Source organism: Roseibium sp., from assembly GCF_048260565.1.
Lineage (GTDB): Bacteria > Pseudomonadota > Alphaproteobacteria > Rhizobiales > Stappiaceae > Roseibium.
Genome location: NZ_JBLXGP010000013.1, coordinates 64807 through 78322 on the forward strand (window position 1 = coordinate 64807; position 13516 = coordinate 78322).

Annotated in this window: 14 protein-coding genes; 5 read left to right on the top strand and 9 right to left on the bottom strand. The window is 62.1% G+C overall.

What is annotated here, in order from left to right; genetic code table 11:
- The first annotated feature begins 12 nt into the window (after nucleotides 1-12).
- The 3 genes from ACN0SO_RS21795 to ACN0SO_RS21805 all read left to right on the top strand — a co-directional run bounded on the left by ACN0SO_RS21795 (nucleotide 13) and on the right by ACN0SO_RS21805 (nucleotide 2289).
- Complete coding sequence (locus tag ACN0SO_RS21795) at nucleotides 13-1236, top strand: cytochrome P450 (RefSeq protein ID WP_417681059.1); 1224 nt, start codon at nucleotides 13-15, stop codon at nucleotides 1234-1236.
- A 26-nt stretch (nucleotides 1237-1262) separates the two neighbouring features.
- Entirely contained in the window at nucleotides 1263-1583 is a 321-nt protein-coding gene (locus ACN0SO_RS21800) for a 2Fe-2S iron-sulfur cluster-binding protein (protein WP_417681235.1), read from the top strand.
- 172 nt (nucleotides 1584-1755) lie between these two features.
- Complete coding sequence (locus ACN0SO_RS21805) at nucleotides 1756-2289, top strand: MarR family winged helix-turn-helix transcriptional regulator (RefSeq protein WP_417681061.1); 534 nt, start codon at nucleotides 1756-1758, stop codon at nucleotides 2287-2289.
- Nucleotides 2290-2386: 97 nt separating this feature from the next.
- Here the strand turns inward: ACN0SO_RS21805 and cynS are convergent, their stop codons facing one another.
- The 8 genes from cynS to ACN0SO_RS21845 form a co-directional block, all read right to left on the bottom strand.
- The gene (gene cynS, locus ACN0SO_RS21810; RefSeq protein WP_417681063.1) at nucleotides 2387-2872 is read right to left on the bottom strand and encodes a cyanase; all 486 of its coding nucleotides are present in this window, start codon (nucleotides 2870-2872) and stop codon (nucleotides 2387-2389) included.
- 61 nt (nucleotides 2873-2933) lie between these two features.
- Complete coding sequence (locus ACN0SO_RS21815) at nucleotides 2934-4127, bottom strand: NAD(P)/FAD-dependent oxidoreductase (protein ID WP_417681065.1); 1194 nt, start codon at nucleotides 4125-4127, stop codon at nucleotides 2934-2936.
- Nucleotides 4128-4217: 90 nt separating this feature from the next.
- Nucleotides 4218-5072 (bottom strand): sulfurtransferase, encoded by an 855-nt coding sequence (locus ACN0SO_RS21820; RefSeq protein ID WP_417681067.1) that lies wholly within the window; start codon nucleotides 5070-5072, stop codon nucleotides 4218-4220.
- Between the two features lie 92 nt (nucleotides 5073-5164).
- Nucleotides 5165-6292, bottom strand: coding sequence for an acyl-CoA dehydrogenase family protein (locus tag ACN0SO_RS21825; RefSeq protein WP_417681069.1), 1128 nt, complete (start codon nucleotides 6290-6292; stop codon nucleotides 5165-5167).
- Nucleotides 6293-6360: 68 nt separating this feature from the next.
- A complete protein-coding gene (locus ACN0SO_RS21830) occupies nucleotides 6361-6900 on the bottom strand; it encodes an OsmC family protein (protein WP_190291748.1) in 540 nt (179 codons plus the stop codon).
- Between the two features lie 44 nt (nucleotides 6901-6944).
- A complete protein-coding gene (locus tag ACN0SO_RS21835; RefSeq protein WP_417681237.1) occupies nucleotides 6945-7799 on the bottom strand; it encodes an ABC transporter permease in 855 nt (284 codons plus the stop codon).
- 20 nt (nucleotides 7800-7819) lie between these two features.
- Nucleotides 7820-9097, bottom strand: a complete 1278-nt coding sequence (locus ACN0SO_RS21840; RefSeq protein WP_417681071.1) for an ABC transporter substrate-binding protein — start codon at nucleotides 9095-9097, stop codon at nucleotides 7820-7822.
- A 33-nt stretch (nucleotides 9098-9130) separates the two neighbouring features.
- Nucleotides 9131-9961 (bottom strand): ABC transporter ATP-binding protein, encoded by an 831-nt coding sequence (locus ACN0SO_RS21845; RefSeq protein WP_417681073.1) that lies wholly within the window; start codon nucleotides 9959-9961, stop codon nucleotides 9131-9133.
- A 308-nt stretch (nucleotides 9962-10269) separates the two neighbouring features.
- On the opposite strand from ACN0SO_RS21845, the gene ACN0SO_RS21850 reads away from it, so the two are divergent.
- The gene (locus ACN0SO_RS21850) at nucleotides 10270-10863 is read left to right on the top strand and encodes a TetR/AcrR family transcriptional regulator (protein WP_417681075.1); all 594 of its coding nucleotides are present in this window, start codon (nucleotides 10270-10272) and stop codon (nucleotides 10861-10863) included.
- Nucleotides 10864-10904: 41 nt separating this feature from the next.
- On the opposite strand, the gene ACN0SO_RS21855 is transcribed toward ACN0SO_RS21850, so the two are convergent.
- Nucleotides 10905-12314, bottom strand: a complete 1410-nt coding sequence (locus ACN0SO_RS21855; RefSeq protein ID WP_417681077.1) for a PLP-dependent aminotransferase family protein — start codon at nucleotides 12312-12314, stop codon at nucleotides 10905-10907.
- 133 nt (nucleotides 12315-12447) lie between these two features.
- Here ACN0SO_RS21855 and dctP point away from each other — a divergent pair, with 133 nt between their 5' ends.
- A complete protein-coding gene (dctP, locus tag ACN0SO_RS21860; RefSeq protein WP_417681078.1) occupies nucleotides 12448-13479 on the top strand; it encodes a TRAP transporter substrate-binding protein DctP in 1032 nt (343 codons plus the stop codon).
- Nucleotides 13480-13516 lie beyond the last annotated feature (37 nt).

The window sequence follows — 13516 nt, forward strand, 5'->3', positions numbered from 1 at the left end:
GGGAGATGGATCATGACCATGATCGAAGGACACATTGTGCCCAAGGTGCCGGACGGCGTTCCGGTCTGGGATGTCGATCCTTACGATCCGACGATACTGTCGGATCCTCAAGCCTATTACGCGGATCTGCGCGCAAAGGGGCCGTTCGCCTATATCCCGCGCTACGGGGTCCTTGCCTGCGGGCGTTACGCGGAGACCAAGGAGGTCTTCGGCGACCATACCCGTTTCGTCTCCTCGCGCGGCGTCGGGCTCCTGGATTTCAAGCTGGAAAAGCCCTGGCGGCCGCCATCGATCGTGCTTGAGGTCGATCCGCCCTATCACGCGAAAACACGGACCGTGCTGGCCCGGGCGCTGTCTCCGAAGGCGGTTGCACAGCTGAAAGAGGATTTCCGGGACGCGGCAGGCAAGCTCGTCGACGAACTTCTGGAAAAGGGAACATTCGAAGCGGTCGAGGACATGGCGGAAGTCTTCCCCGTGCGGGTCTTTCCGAAAGCGGTCGGGCTGAAGCAGGTCAACCGCCGCGCATTGGTCGACTATGGCGCGATGGTCTTCAACGCGCTTGGTCCCGACAATGCGATACGCCGCACCGCCTTGGCGAAGGCGCCGGATATCGTGCCCTGGATCATGGAGCAATGCGCCCGGGAAAACCTTGAAACCGAGGGCTTTGGCGCAACGATCTACGCGGCGGCCGATGCCGGCGAACTGACCGAAGAGGAAGCGGGCATGCTCGTCCGCTCGCTTTTGTCGGCCGGCGTGGATACGACCGTGACCGGCATCGGCAGCGCGCTGTGGTGTCTGGCAAGTTTCCCCGACCAGTTCGAACGGCTGAAGGCGGATCCGAAACTGGCCCGTCCGGCGTTCGAGGAAGCCCTGCGCTACACCTCGCCGGTGCACACCTTCTGCCGGACAGCGGACGTGGACGCGGAAGTTTCGGGCGTGGCGATCGCCAGGGATACGAAGATCCTGTGCGTTCTGGGTGCCGCCAATCTCGACGGCGAATACTGGCCCGAAGCGGAGCGGTTCGACATCACCCGCCGTCCGACGGGACACCTGGCGTTCGGAACCGGAATTCACGGCTGCGTCGGCCAGAATGTCGCTCGGGCTGAAGTGGAAGCGGTGCTGTCGGCAATCGCAGAGAAAGTCGGTGCGATCGACCTGACCGGTGAGGCGGTATGGCGGCCGAACAATGCGATCCATGCCCTGGACCGCATGCCGCTCCGGTTTCATCCGAAATAAGAAGCTTAAAAAGGGAGAGTGCCTTGGTGAAGATCACTTATGTTTCGGTCTCCGGTCAAAAGACCGAAGTGGATGTTCCCGAAGGAGACAATCTCATGCAGGCGGCCGTCGCCAACAACGTCGACGGCATCGTCGGGGAATGCGGCGGATCGATGATGTGCGCCACTTGCCATGTCTATGTAGATGAACCTTGGCTTGCCGGTTTGCCGGAAAAGTCGGAAGGAGAAACCGAGATGTTGGAATGTGCGACAGCGGACCTGAAGGCGGGAAGTCGCCTCGGCTGCCAGATTACGGTCGATGGCGGCATGGACGGCCTGACGGTGTATGTTCCCGACAGTCAGCAATGATCGGGGCATTGTCCGGCACTGGCCGATATCGCCTGTCATTCTTCGGAAGAACCAACGCCTCGGTGTACTTTCCCGCGAAAATGGGGGATATGTCGGGCTTGAATAGCGGATGCACCGGCAGGTGATGATCTGAGCATGCCGGTTTCACGCTGACGGAAGAGCCCCTTCGCCCATGAACAAGCACACGCCCGAGCGGACCACTCCCAAAAGCCGGAAGAAGACCTGTCCGGAAGGACGTGTTTCGAGCCCGACCAAACCGCGGGACGGACGGGCGGTCGTCGATGTCACGACCTATATCCCCTACTTCCTGTCCTCGGTGAACAATGCCCTGTCCCGAGGGGCGTCCCTGCTTTACCTGGAAAAATTCGACATCGGCATTGTCGAATGGCGCGTGGTGTCGATGCTGGCAATCGAGCCGCGTATATCGGCCTCCAGGATCTGTGAGGTCGTGTCGCTCGACAAGGCCGCGACCAGCCGGGCGCTGACCCGTCTCCATGAACGGGGGTTCCTGGACTTTCAGGCCCAGGAGCAGGATCCGCGCCGGAAGATCTGGTGGCTGAACGATGCCGGATACGCCTTGCACGACGAGATCCTGGCCGTTGCGCTCAAGCGCGAAGAGAAGCTGATCGAGGGAGCCGATCCGGACGACCTGGAAGCGTTCCTGCGCGTGATGCGCATCATGCGCAAGAATGTAGAGACGCTTTGAGACGATTAAGCGCTCGGTCTGCTATTGGAAATAAGAGAAATGAAAGGCCGGTGAGATCGATCTCACCGGCCCTTCTTTCATCTTGGAAGCTTACTGCTTACCACTGGTTATAGGGCAGGAACTTGCCGGTCATGGTGACCTGGACGCGGTCGCCCTTCGGATTCGGGATGCGGTCGATCTTCAGGTCGAAGTCGATGGCGCTCATGATGCCGTCGCCGAATTCCTCGTGGATCAGTTCCTTGATGGTGTCGCCGTAGACATAGGTGATTTCGAAGAAACGGTAGATCAGCGGGTCCTTGGAAACGGTCTCGGCTTCCTGGCCCTTCTTCGGCGGCAACTGGAGTGCGATTTCCACGTCCTTGGTGCGGTTGCCGAGACCAAGGAAGGCGGCCACCTTGGCGGCGGCTTCCGCCGGCAGGGTGTTCTGGCCGAGGCAGGCGGAAACCACGAAGACGTCGGACATGCCAGCCGCCTTGGAGATCTCTGCCCAGCTTGTCTGCTTGGCGAACTTCGCCGCCATAATCAGCTCGGTCATTTCCAGTTTGCTCAACAGCGGGGCAGGTGCAGTTTCGGTAGCGCTCATTTCTTTGCTCCTTTTGAAGTTCGTGTGTCTGTTGTTGGGTGGGGCGTATTTCCGGCCCGGATCAGGCGGCAGCCTCGCGGGTTCCGTTGCTGTCCGGTCCTGTCTGGGCGAGCGTCTTGCGGGCCATCATGTGCTCGCGTGGTGCGTTGACCGTATCCACGGCAAGCAGGCGGTCGCCGAGGAAATATTTCAGGGCAAAACGGCCCTCATCGTAATCGCCTTCCAGTTCGGTCCGGTCGTAGCCGGAAGACAGGCCGGCGATCTGCAGCTTGGCGTCGTACTGGTCGGACCAGAACCAGGGAACCGGATCGTAGGCGGTGGTTTCGCCGAGCATGCTGCCTGCGACGATCCTGGCCTGGTCGATTGCGTTTTGAACGCTTTCCAGCCGGATGGTCCGGCCGTAGCGCGCTGAAGGGAATTCGGTGCAGTCGCCTGCGGCATAGATGCCGGGTGCCGATGTGCGGGCATAGGCGTCGACGGCGATGCCGTTGCCGACGGCAAGACCGGCGTTCTCGGCAAGCCCGGTGACCGGAACGGCGCCGACGGCCAGAAGCACCAGATCTGCCGGGATTTGCGAGCCGTCGCCGAGCGCAACGCCGGTGACAGTGGTGTCACCGGTCAGGCGTTCGACTTTCTGCTCCAAGCGCAGGGTGACGCCGTGAGCCCTGTGCAGCTTCTGGAAATAGGTCGAGATTTCCGGCGCGACGGAGCGTTCCATAACCCGATGGCAGGCCTCGATGACCGTGACAGTCTTGCCAAGCCCGGCGGCGACGGCCGCGAATTCCATGCCGATATAACCGCCGCCCAGAATGACCACGTTTTCAGCCCCTGCGAGCGTTTCCCGGATGGCGGCGACATCGGCCATTGTCCGGAGCGAAAACACGCCGTCCAGGGTGGCACCCTCCAGCGGGATCTGCCGTGCCCTTGTACCGGTTGCAAGCAGCAGGGACGAATAGGGCATTCGGGTGCCGTTTGAGAGGGCGATGCTTCTGGCCGCCGGATCGATGGACGCGACCGAGGTCCTGGTGCGCAGTTCGACCGAGGCCGTTTCGAAATAGGCTTCCGGCCGCAGGAACAGACGCTCCTCGTCCATTTCGCCTTTCAGATAGGCTTTCGACAGCGGCGGCCGCTGGTAGGGCAGGAAGGCCTCGTCGCCGAACAGGACGAGATCGCCGTCATAGCCTTTCTGGCGCAGGGTTTCCGCCGCCTTGATGCCGGCCTGGCCGGCGCCGACGATGAGGATAGGGTCCGTCATGGGTCGTGTCTGTTTCGATTGCTTGTTATTTCGGAAGAACCGCATGGGGCGCGGCTGCATGTGCGTCCCATGCGATTTTGACGTCAGGCCTTAATAGGGCAGGCCTTCCTCGATCGGCAGCGACGGGTCGCGGGACCACTCGTTCCAGGACCCGAAGTAGATCTTCACGTCCTTCACGCCGGCTTCCTTGAGCGCCAGGTAGGTGTTCGAGGCGCGCGCGCCCTTGAAGCAGTAGAGGGCAACCGGCGTGTCCGGCGTGATGCCCACGGTCGCGCATTCCGCGAGCACTTCTTCCTTGCTCTTGAGCATCGGACCGGCCGGGGTCGGCTTCATCATCCGATACCACTCCAGCCACTTGGCGCCCGGTATCCGTCCCTTGCGCGGGCAGAAGTCCTTGCCATAGGGAGAAGAGCTTTCCGCGATCCACTCGTCGATGTCGCGGACGTCGAGCTTGACCACGGCGGCGTCCTTGACCGCGTCGAGCATTGCCGCCGCGTCCATCATCAGGTCCTTGCCGGCGTCGGTCATCGGGAAGGTCTTCGGCTCAGGTGCCGCGGCTTCCGTGGAAACCGGCAGGCCTGCCTCGGTCCATGCAGCAAACCCGCCGTGCAGGACCTTGATCTTCGGATAGCCGAGATATTGCAGCAGGAAGTAGCCGCGGCAGGACTGGCCGAAACCGGTGTTCATCGACTGTTCGTAGATGACAGCGGTTTCCGCCCCGGACAGGCCGACCGAGCCGAATTCCTCGGCGAACTTGTCCCTGAGTTCGACGATGCCTTCCGGCGAGGAGGTCGCCAGATAGGTGAAGATGTCATGCAGATTGACCGCACCGGGTACGTGCCCGGCGGCGAAGGCGTCCGGCGCCCGCGTGTCGATGATCACGCAAGGTTCCGATTTAGCCAGGCTTTCCAGTTCAGCTGGTGAAATCAGGCTTTTGTCCGTCATGTCTGTTGTCCTTTCCACTCCGACGACCGGGGAAGGGCCGGTCCCCTCTGTTTGAGCAATTGGCTTTTCGCTCTTTTTTGCGGCGCGGCTTTTCAGGCCTCGCCGAGATCCGCCAGCATCTTGCGCAGCTGCTTGGTGGCAGGCGTCACGATGGCGACGAAATAGGCTTCGCGGAGGCGACGCTGCGCGGCACCGCGCTTGACGTAGCCGCGTGCTCCGCAGTGGAGCATGGCGTTGTGGGCAGCGGCGACGGAAGCGTCACCGGCGGCCAGGCGGGCCTTGATCACGCGCACGAAATATTCTTTCGACGGATCGAACGGCGTCTTGCAGAGGTCGTAGACTTCCTCTTCCATCGCAGCCAGCTGCGCGCGGAAATCGGCGGGCTGATCCGGCAGGAAGCAGTTGACGTGGCTGAGCGAATTGCCGGCCTGTTCCATCAGGTCGATGCAGTTCTTGATCAGGCCAAAGGCCATGCCCGCCTGCAGCAGGATGAAGCCCGCGCGGATCTTCGGAATATAGCTGTCGATCGGGTCGGCGAGCACATGCTCTTCCGGGATGAAGGCCTGTCGGAACTGGATCGCGAAAGTGCGCGTGCCGTCCAGCGCCACGAATTCATCGTTGGCGACGATCTTGACGCCTTCGGCCGAACAGTCGGCCACGGCCATGACCATCCGGTCGTTCTCGCCGGGCAGGGAAAAGACGATGCCGAAATAGTGGTCGTCGCCGAGATTGGACACCCAGGGCAGCATGCCGGTCACGGAAAAGCCGCCCGGAACCCGCTCTGCCTTGAGCTTCAGCTTTTCGATACCGAACAGGGTCTTCATCGGATTGGAGAGGCCGGTGCCGCCAAGGGCTTCACCGGTCAGGAGCTTCGCTCCGATGGTGCTCTTGAGCGTGTCGTTCTCGCTGTTGGCGATGTACCAGCCGAGCGCATCCTGGCACCAGACGCAGAAGCCGGTCGACAGGCAATGCTCGCTGACCGCGGACATGGCGCGCACGGAGCTTTCGATGTCGAAATTGCCGCTGCCGTTCATCGGCGCGTGGGCGGAATAGGCTCCAAGCGTCCCGAGGGCGCGCATGAAGTCTTCCGGGTAGTGACCCTTGAGGTCGATGTCGTGGACCAGGGGGGCGAGGTCCTTTTGAGCCAGCTGTGCCACCTGTTCGATCATGCTTGCCGGCTCTTCGAAAGCCTGCTCTTTCGGCTGTACCTGTACGTTCATTTTTCAGCTCCTAAGCGGTTTGCCCCTCCTGAAGGACGTCCGCCCCGCGAACGGGGCGGACAGACGTGTCAGGCCGACTCTGCGACCATGTTCACCGGACGCGAGAAGGTGTTGAACACCGGCGACCACTGGCAAACGTGGGCGATCAGCTCGTCGATGGTTTCCTGCGGTGCGTCGGCGTCCATGTGGACGATGATGCGCACGTCGGTGAAACCGACCGGCTTTTCGCTGACGTCGCCGGTGCCCCAGACGGCGGTGATGTTCAGGTCGCCTTCCAGCTCGACTTCGAGCGAGTTGATGGTGATGCCGCGGTGAACGGCATTGGCGTGCAGGCCGACCGCGATGCAGGAGCCGAGTGCTGCCAGTGAGGCTTCCGAGGGGTTCGGAGCGGTGTCGTCGCCGAGCAGTCCCGGGGGTTCGTCGACGATGTAGGGCTGCAGGTCGCGGATGTAGTTGGCGTGCCGGAAACGGCCTTCGGCCACGGTCTTGCACTTGAGCGTCTTGACCGCTTTCGGATCGGCCTTGCCTTTTTCGATCAGGTCTTCAAGACCGCCTTTGTCGATGGGGGCAAGACACCCGGTGAGGGCGGTTGCGGGTTGACTGGACATTTCTCTCTCCTTTGTTGAGACCTGCGGGGGCAGGTCCTTCGGGGTTAATCCTCGCGGTGCCAGCTGAGCCGTGCGATGGCACGCTGGCAGAGGAAGTCGAGGCCGAAGCCGATGATGCCGATGATGACGACGGTGGCCGCCAGTCGGTCGTATTCGAGGGTGTCGCGGGCATCGTTGATCGAGTAGCCGAGGCCCGAGGTGACGCCGAGGTATTCCGCCGGGACCAGCACGATCCAGGCGACGCCGAGCGCCAGGCGGACGCCGGTCAGGATGTCCTGCGAGATCGCGGGCAGGATGATCGTGAACAGCATGTGCCAGGGCCGGGCGCCCAGGTTTCGGGCGACCTTGAACCAGGACGGATCGACCCGCTTCAGACCGGCCGCGGTGGAAAACAGCACTGGCCAGACCGCGGCAATGCCGATCAGGAAAACAATGGCACTGTCCCAGGTCGTGAACGCCATCACGGCGATCGGCATCCAGGACAGCGGCGAGATCATGCGCAGGAACTGGAACGGAATGTTGGTCAGTTTGCCGACCTTGCCGAACCAGCCGATCAGGATCCCCATCGGCACGCCGATCGCAACGGCCCAGCCCAGGCCGAAGCCGACCCGGTAGAGGCTGGGGCCGGTCATTTCCGCCGCTTCACCGCTGACGAGCATTTCGAACAGGCGGGCGAAAGTCGGTCCCGGCGCGAAGTCCGCGAAGGCGAACAGCCGCGGGTTGGATTCCACCATCCGGCCGCCGAGCCACCACAAACCGAGCAACAATGCCATGCCTGCGAGGGCATAAAGGAAGCTTTCCGCCATGCCGGCCAGATGCCTGTTCCGCCCGGAGACGGAAGGCGCGGCCTGCACGCCTTCTTCCTCCGGGGTCTCCGCCGGCGGCGCCGGCGGTTCCATGGCGAGTTGCGATGACCGGGTCAAAGTTCCAGGACCTCTTCACGGTTGAAGGGATCGCCCGGATTGACCGACGGATCGTTCTTCCACTCCGGATACTTCTCCAGAGCCGCCTTGACGTAGTCGTAGTTGACGAGATCATCGGCCACGAATTGCGGATCCAGCTTGTCGAGGAAGGTCGTGTCGCCGCCGACAACCGTGTTGTTCATCTGCTCGACGATCAGCTTGGTCGCGGAGGGATAGGGCCAGGGCTGGAAATCGATCCGGCCATTGCCCCAGCTTTCGGCATGCTTGATCGCGCCGCTTTCGATGTAGGCTTCATCGTCGGAATAGAGCGTCATGGCCCGTTCGACGACCTTGGCCGGCATCGGCAGGTAGCCTTCGCCGTCCTTCGACATCAGGCGTGCAACCTCGGCCTTGTTCTGGGAGGAATAGATCTGGGCGCGGACCACGGCATTCATGACCTTCTGGGTCCATTCCTGCTTTTCGGTCGTGGCCTGCTCATGCATGCAGATCACGCAGCAGGGATGGTTCTTCCAGACGTCGCCGGTGAAGCGCAGCATGCGCGCGCCGGCCTTGATTTCGCCGAGCGCGTTGAACGGTTCGGCGACGATGTAGGCGTCGATCTTGCGGCTGGCCAGCGCTGCCGGCATTTCCGGCGGTGGCAGGATCTGCAGGTTGCATTCGTCGGCGGCGAGCGGCTCGCCTTCGCCCTTGATCACGGCCTTCACGCCCGATTGGCGCAGGGCGTACTGCAGCACGATGTTGTGCATGGAGTACCAGAAGGGAACGGCAACCTGCTTGCCGCCGAGTTGCGAGAAGTCGGTGATGTCGGTATGGCCGCCGACGACCAGGCCGGAGCCGTTGGTGTGGGCCCAGGCCATCAGCTTGACCGGGATGTTGTTGTTGTAGCGCATCCAGACCGGGATCGGCTTCAGGAAGTGCACCAGGTTGAACTTGCCGGAAACAAAGCCTTCCACCAGCGGCGACCAGCCACGGATCAGGGTCGGACGCTCGGCGGTCAGGCCTTCGTCCGCGAAGTAGCCCATGCCATGGGCGACCAGGAGCGCGGTCGCGTCGGTGATCGGCAGGTAGCCGATGCGCACGATCTCGTCGTCAGCGGCAGCGAAGGCCGGAGAGTTCATGGCGCCGATCAGCGGGCCAAGGGCTGCCATCAGACCGCCGGCTGCAAACATGTCCAGCGTCTGGCGCCGGGTGAAATCGCTGGGGACGTATTCGTCATCCCAATCCAGGTTGCCGGTGTTGTTGCCGTCTGTCTGTCCGTGCTTCTTGTCGACCATTTCATTCCCCTTGTTTCTGGAAGGTGGGTTCATTCACTTGATGGCCCGCACCCGCGCCGGAGCGGGTTCAGTTGCGGCAGGAAGCCGGTCCGGTGCCGCGGTTTCGGCCATGGTGAGGCCGGCCGCACCTTCGTAGGCTTCGACCAGGGCGACCTTGGCGGCCCCGAATTCGTGGCTTGACGGAGCCCGGTCGCCATCGATCGGAATGGCGACTTCCGCCGAAAACCGTCCCGGGTTGGCCTTCATCACCAGCGCCCGGTCGGCCATCATCACGGCTTCGTTGATGTCGTGGGTGACCAGCACCAGGGTGATGCCCATTTCCGCGGCGATGCGGCGGATGTCGCGCTGCAGGGCATGGCGGGTAAAGGCATCGAGGGCCGACAGCGGTTCGTCGAGAAACAGGATCTGCGGGTTGAGGACCAGGGAACGGGCCAGCGCCACGCGCTGCTGCTGGCCGCCGGACAGGTCCTGGACATTACGCTTGGCATAGGAGCCGAGCTCTACGAGCTCGAGCATTTCCGGCACCCGGGTCCTTGCCTCGCGCATCCGTCCGTTGAACTTGAGGCCGATGGCGACGTTCTGTTCCACTGTCATCCAGGGATAGAGGCTCGGCGCCTGGAACATCATCACCCGGCTGGGCGATGGACCGGTGACGAGCGCGCCGTCCACATGGACCGTGCCTTCGCTCGCCTGGGACAGGCCGGAGAGAATGTGCAGCAGGGTGGACTTGCCGCAACCGGAGCGCCCGATCAGGGCAATCGCCTCGCCGGGCTGGATCTCCAGGTCGATACCGTCCAGGGCCTTGGTGGCCCCGCGCCGGTATGTGTGGGAGATCCCCGTTGCCTTTATATGTGCACCCTTCACCATCAAGCTCCTCGAAAAGGAAACAAACCGTTCTGTTTTCTTTTCGATGGATTTGCACGTAGCGTGCCAACTGGGGGAAAGGCTCCGGTTGCCTTGAATCTTAAACGGAAATTCAGATCGGGTCAGTTTTTTGAGCTTGCTGCACTGCACATAATGCGCGCGATTGCCTGAAAAACAGCCTATTTTCTGAGCGAGTGTACCTCGGGTTCACTTTTTTAACAGCCTCACGGACCGGCTTCATAATATTGCAATCGGTCTCCCGTTGCGTTACGAGTAGGATACAGATCTGTATTCTTCTGGGGGCAATTTTGGCGACGGTTTTTGAATTGGAAAAAGGCGCGGAAGGACGTGGCGGCGGCGCGAAAGAGCGGCTGCTGCTGGCCGCCTCCGACCTGTTTTGCCGGCACGGCATCAATGCGACCGGTGTCGACGCGGTGGTCGCGGCTGCCGGCACCGCCAAAACCACCCTGTATAAAGCGTTCGGGTCCAAGGAAGGTTTGGTGGAAGCCGTTCTCGAGCGGGAAGGCGAGCAGTGGCGCAAGTGGTTCGTCGCCGAAGTGGACGCCATTCCGGGCGATGCCACCAACAAGCTGGTCAACCTGTTCGACGTGCTGAAGCGCTGGTTCTGCGAAGAGAACTTCCACGGCTGTCCCTTCATCAACGCGGTCGGCGAGCACGACAAGGACGATGATCGTCTGCGCGACATCGCAATCCGCCACAAGACTGTGGTGCTGGACAAGATCCGGGACCTGGCGAAGGACGCCCGGCCGTCCGATCCGGAAGGCCTTACTCACGAATTGGGGCTTCTGATCGACGGCGCCATCGTCGCCGCCCTGATCACCCGCGACCCGAGCGTGGCCGATCACGCCCGCAACGCGGCGGCGCGCGTTTTGATGAAGTAACCGGCTCTTTCAGGTGCGCTTCGGCGTTTGAAAGAGCCGATTCATCTTTGCCCCAGGAAATTTTCGAGAAACGAGACGAATTTCGGATCGGTTCCATAGGCGACATTGACCCGCATGGCCGCGCGTTGCCGCTCCTTCCGGTTCGGCCGGAAGACGGAGCCGGGCGCAATAAAGATGCTTTGCTCCGCGGCCTTCCGGCACAGCTCGAGCTCGTCGATCGTCTCGGGGAACTCGGTCCAGAGATAAAAGCCCGATGTCGCGCTTTCCCGGACCGACAGGCCGAGCGCTTCCATTTGGGCATGGGCGGCCTTGTGGGCCTCTTCCACGCGGGTCTTGAGCCGGCGCAGGTGACGCAGATAGTGGCCGGCCTGGATCAGGTTGAACACGAAGCGTTCCACATGGTCGGACGAGGCGACGGACGTGATCATCTTGATGTCGTTCAAGCGGCGGACGATGGAGGGATTTCCCGCGACGTAGCCGCAGCGCAGCCCGGCGGACAATGTCTTTGAAAACGTGCCGACGTAAAGGACCCGGTTGAGCTGGTCGAGCGCAGCGAGCCGGGGCAGGGCGGCGGGCACGATGTCGGCAAGCGCATCGTTCTCGACCAGCAGGAATCCCCAGCGTTCGGCAAGCTGCATCAGCCCGAAGGCGCAGGCCGGTGATAGCGAACTTCCCGTCGGATTATGCGCATGGGACTGGGTGACGAACATTTTCGGCCGGTGGAGGGCGAGCTTTGCGGTCAGGTCCTCCAGGTCCGGTCCGTCGTGGTTTCGCTTGATGCCGACGATTTCCGCCTTGGCGAAGGTCAGCTTGGCGAACAGCGGATAATAGCCCGGGTCGTCGACAAAGACCGTATCGCCCGGTTCGATCAGGTGCCGGATGATGAGGTCGAGCCCGTGATTGACGCCGTGGGTCAGAAGCAGCCCCTCGGGCTGGACGGAAATCGACCGTTCCAGCAGTAGGACCCGCAACCGCTCCCGCAAGGACGCATACCCCCAGGGGCTGCCGTAGCCGAAGTTGATCGCGTCAGGATAGGGGGCCTTGGCATTGGCGAAATGCCGCCGCAATTCCGATCCTTCCATCCAGAAGGCGGGTGGGCGCCCGTCGCCGGGCCGGACCTCGTAATGCTGATCGAGCTGTTCGCGCAGGAGCGAGACCGCGTCCACGGCTGCCGTGACATGCGGTGCGGGCGGGGCGGGGTTGGGCGCCTTGAATTGGGCAATGTAATAGCCGGACCCCGCCCGCGCCTCGAGCAGGCCCCTGGCCACGAGCCGGTCATAGGCCTCGGCCATGGTGTTTTTCGAGACGCCGTGCTCACGCGCGGCCTGCCGGATCGACGGCAGGCGCTCGAAGGTCTTGTATGCACCGGCTTCCAGCATCAGCGCGACTTTCTCAACGATGCGGTCGACGCGCGATGTGCGTTTCGGCCCTTCGCTCAAACTGTCGCTCATTGAAATTGTCCCTCCAAAACTTCTGGTACAGTGTCTGAAGAATCAGTCCCAACTGTCCCTTGATTGTCCCAGTTAATTTTAGGACAGATTAGACCAATGGACAAATAACACCACTGTTCCTTGGGAGGACAACATGACGGAAGTGAATAGGCGTCGCCTGCTGGTTGGTACCGCATTCGGTGGAGCTGCTCTGGCGGCACCGAGCGTCGCGCAGGCTCAGGAAACCGTCGAATGGCGCATGCAGGCGCTCTGGGACGCAGGCACCACGCCTTATGAATTCGAAAAGAAATTCGTCGCGCGGGTCGCCGAGCTGACAGACGGCAATTTCAAGATCAACCTGTTTTCCGCCGGGCAGCTCGTTCCGGCAAACCAGGCCTTCGATGCGGTTCGCGCCGGCGCCTTCGAGATGATGAAGACCTTCGACGGCTATGAAGCCGGCAAGATCCCGGCCTTCGCCTTCACCTCCACCATCCCCTTCGGCTTCCCGGATCCGGACCAGTACGAAGCCTGGTTCTATGAGCTCGGCGGCCTCGATCTGGCACGCGAAGCCTATGCGAAGGCAGGTCTGTTCTATATCGCACCGACCGTCTACGGCGAAGAGCCGATCCATTCGAAGATCAAGATGGAAAGCATCGCCGACATGGCCGGCAAGAAGGGCCGTTTCGTTGGTCTGGCCGCTGCCGTGATGGGCGATCTGGGCGTCGCCGTGACGCCGATGGCGACCGCCGAAGTCTATACCGCCCTTGAAAAGGGCCTGATCGACTTTGCCGACCGCGGCGACCTGACAGCGAACTACGAAGCCGGTCTCGGCGAGGTTGCCAAATACATCATCCTTCCGGGCGTCCATCAGCCGACGACGGCGACCAGCTATGTCGCCAACCAGGCCGCCTACCAGGGCCTGCCGGATGCCTACAAGGCAGCCCTTGCGGTCGCCGCCCGAGAGATCTCCGGTTCCCTGCGCCAGCACATCATCGTCCAGAACACCGAAGTGCTGAAGAAATACAAGGAACAGGAAGTCGAAATCATCCGCCTGGACGACAGCGACGTCGCCACGACGCGCGTCAAGGCGGTCGACTCCTGGAAGAAGGCCACCAAGGGTGACGATCTGGCGAACCGCGTGGTCGCAGGACAGATCGACTTCATGACCTCCCTGGGCCTCATCTGACCCCGCTTCCTCCCCCTGGGCAGGCGGTGCAGACTGC

Coding starts and splice junctions, on each gene's coding strand:
- ACN0SO_RS21855 (WP_417681077.1), bottom strand. CDS start 12,314: ATGAGCGACAGTTTGAGCGAAGGGCCGAAACGCACATCGCGCGTCGAC.
- ACN0SO_RS21805 (WP_417681061.1), top strand. CDS start 1,756: ATGAACAAGCACACGCCCGAGCGGACCACTCCCAAAAGCCGGAAGAAG.
- ACN0SO_RS21835 (WP_417681237.1), bottom strand. CDS start 7,799: ATGGAACCGCCGGCGCCGCCGGCGGAGACCCCGGAGGAAGAAGGCGTG.
- ACN0SO_RS21840 (WP_417681071.1), bottom strand. CDS start 9,097: ATGGTCGACAAGAAGCACGGACAGACAGACGGCAACAACACCGGCAAC.
- cynS (WP_417681063.1), bottom strand. CDS start 2,872: ATGAGCGCTACCGAAACTGCACCTGCCCCGCTGTTGAGCAAACTGGAA.
- dctP (WP_417681078.1), top strand. CDS start 12,448: ATGACGGAAGTGAATAGGCGTCGCCTGCTGGTTGGTACCGCATTCGGT.
- ACN0SO_RS21795 (WP_417681059.1), top strand. CDS start 13: ATGACCATGATCGAAGGACACATTGTGCCCAAGGTGCCGGACGGCGTT.
- ACN0SO_RS21830 (WP_190291748.1), bottom strand. CDS start 6,900: ATGTCCAGTCAACCCGCAACCGCCCTCACCGGGTGTCTTGCCCCCATC.
- ACN0SO_RS21825 (WP_417681069.1), bottom strand. CDS start 6,292: ATGAACGTACAGGTACAGCCGAAAGAGCAGGCTTTCGAAGAGCCGGCA.
- ACN0SO_RS21820 (WP_417681067.1), bottom strand. CDS start 5,072: ATGACGGACAAAAGCCTGATTTCACCAGCTGAACTGGAAAGCCTGGCT.
- ACN0SO_RS21815 (WP_417681065.1), bottom strand. CDS start 4,127: ATGACGGACCCTATCCTCATCGTCGGCGCCGGCCAGGCCGGCATCAAG.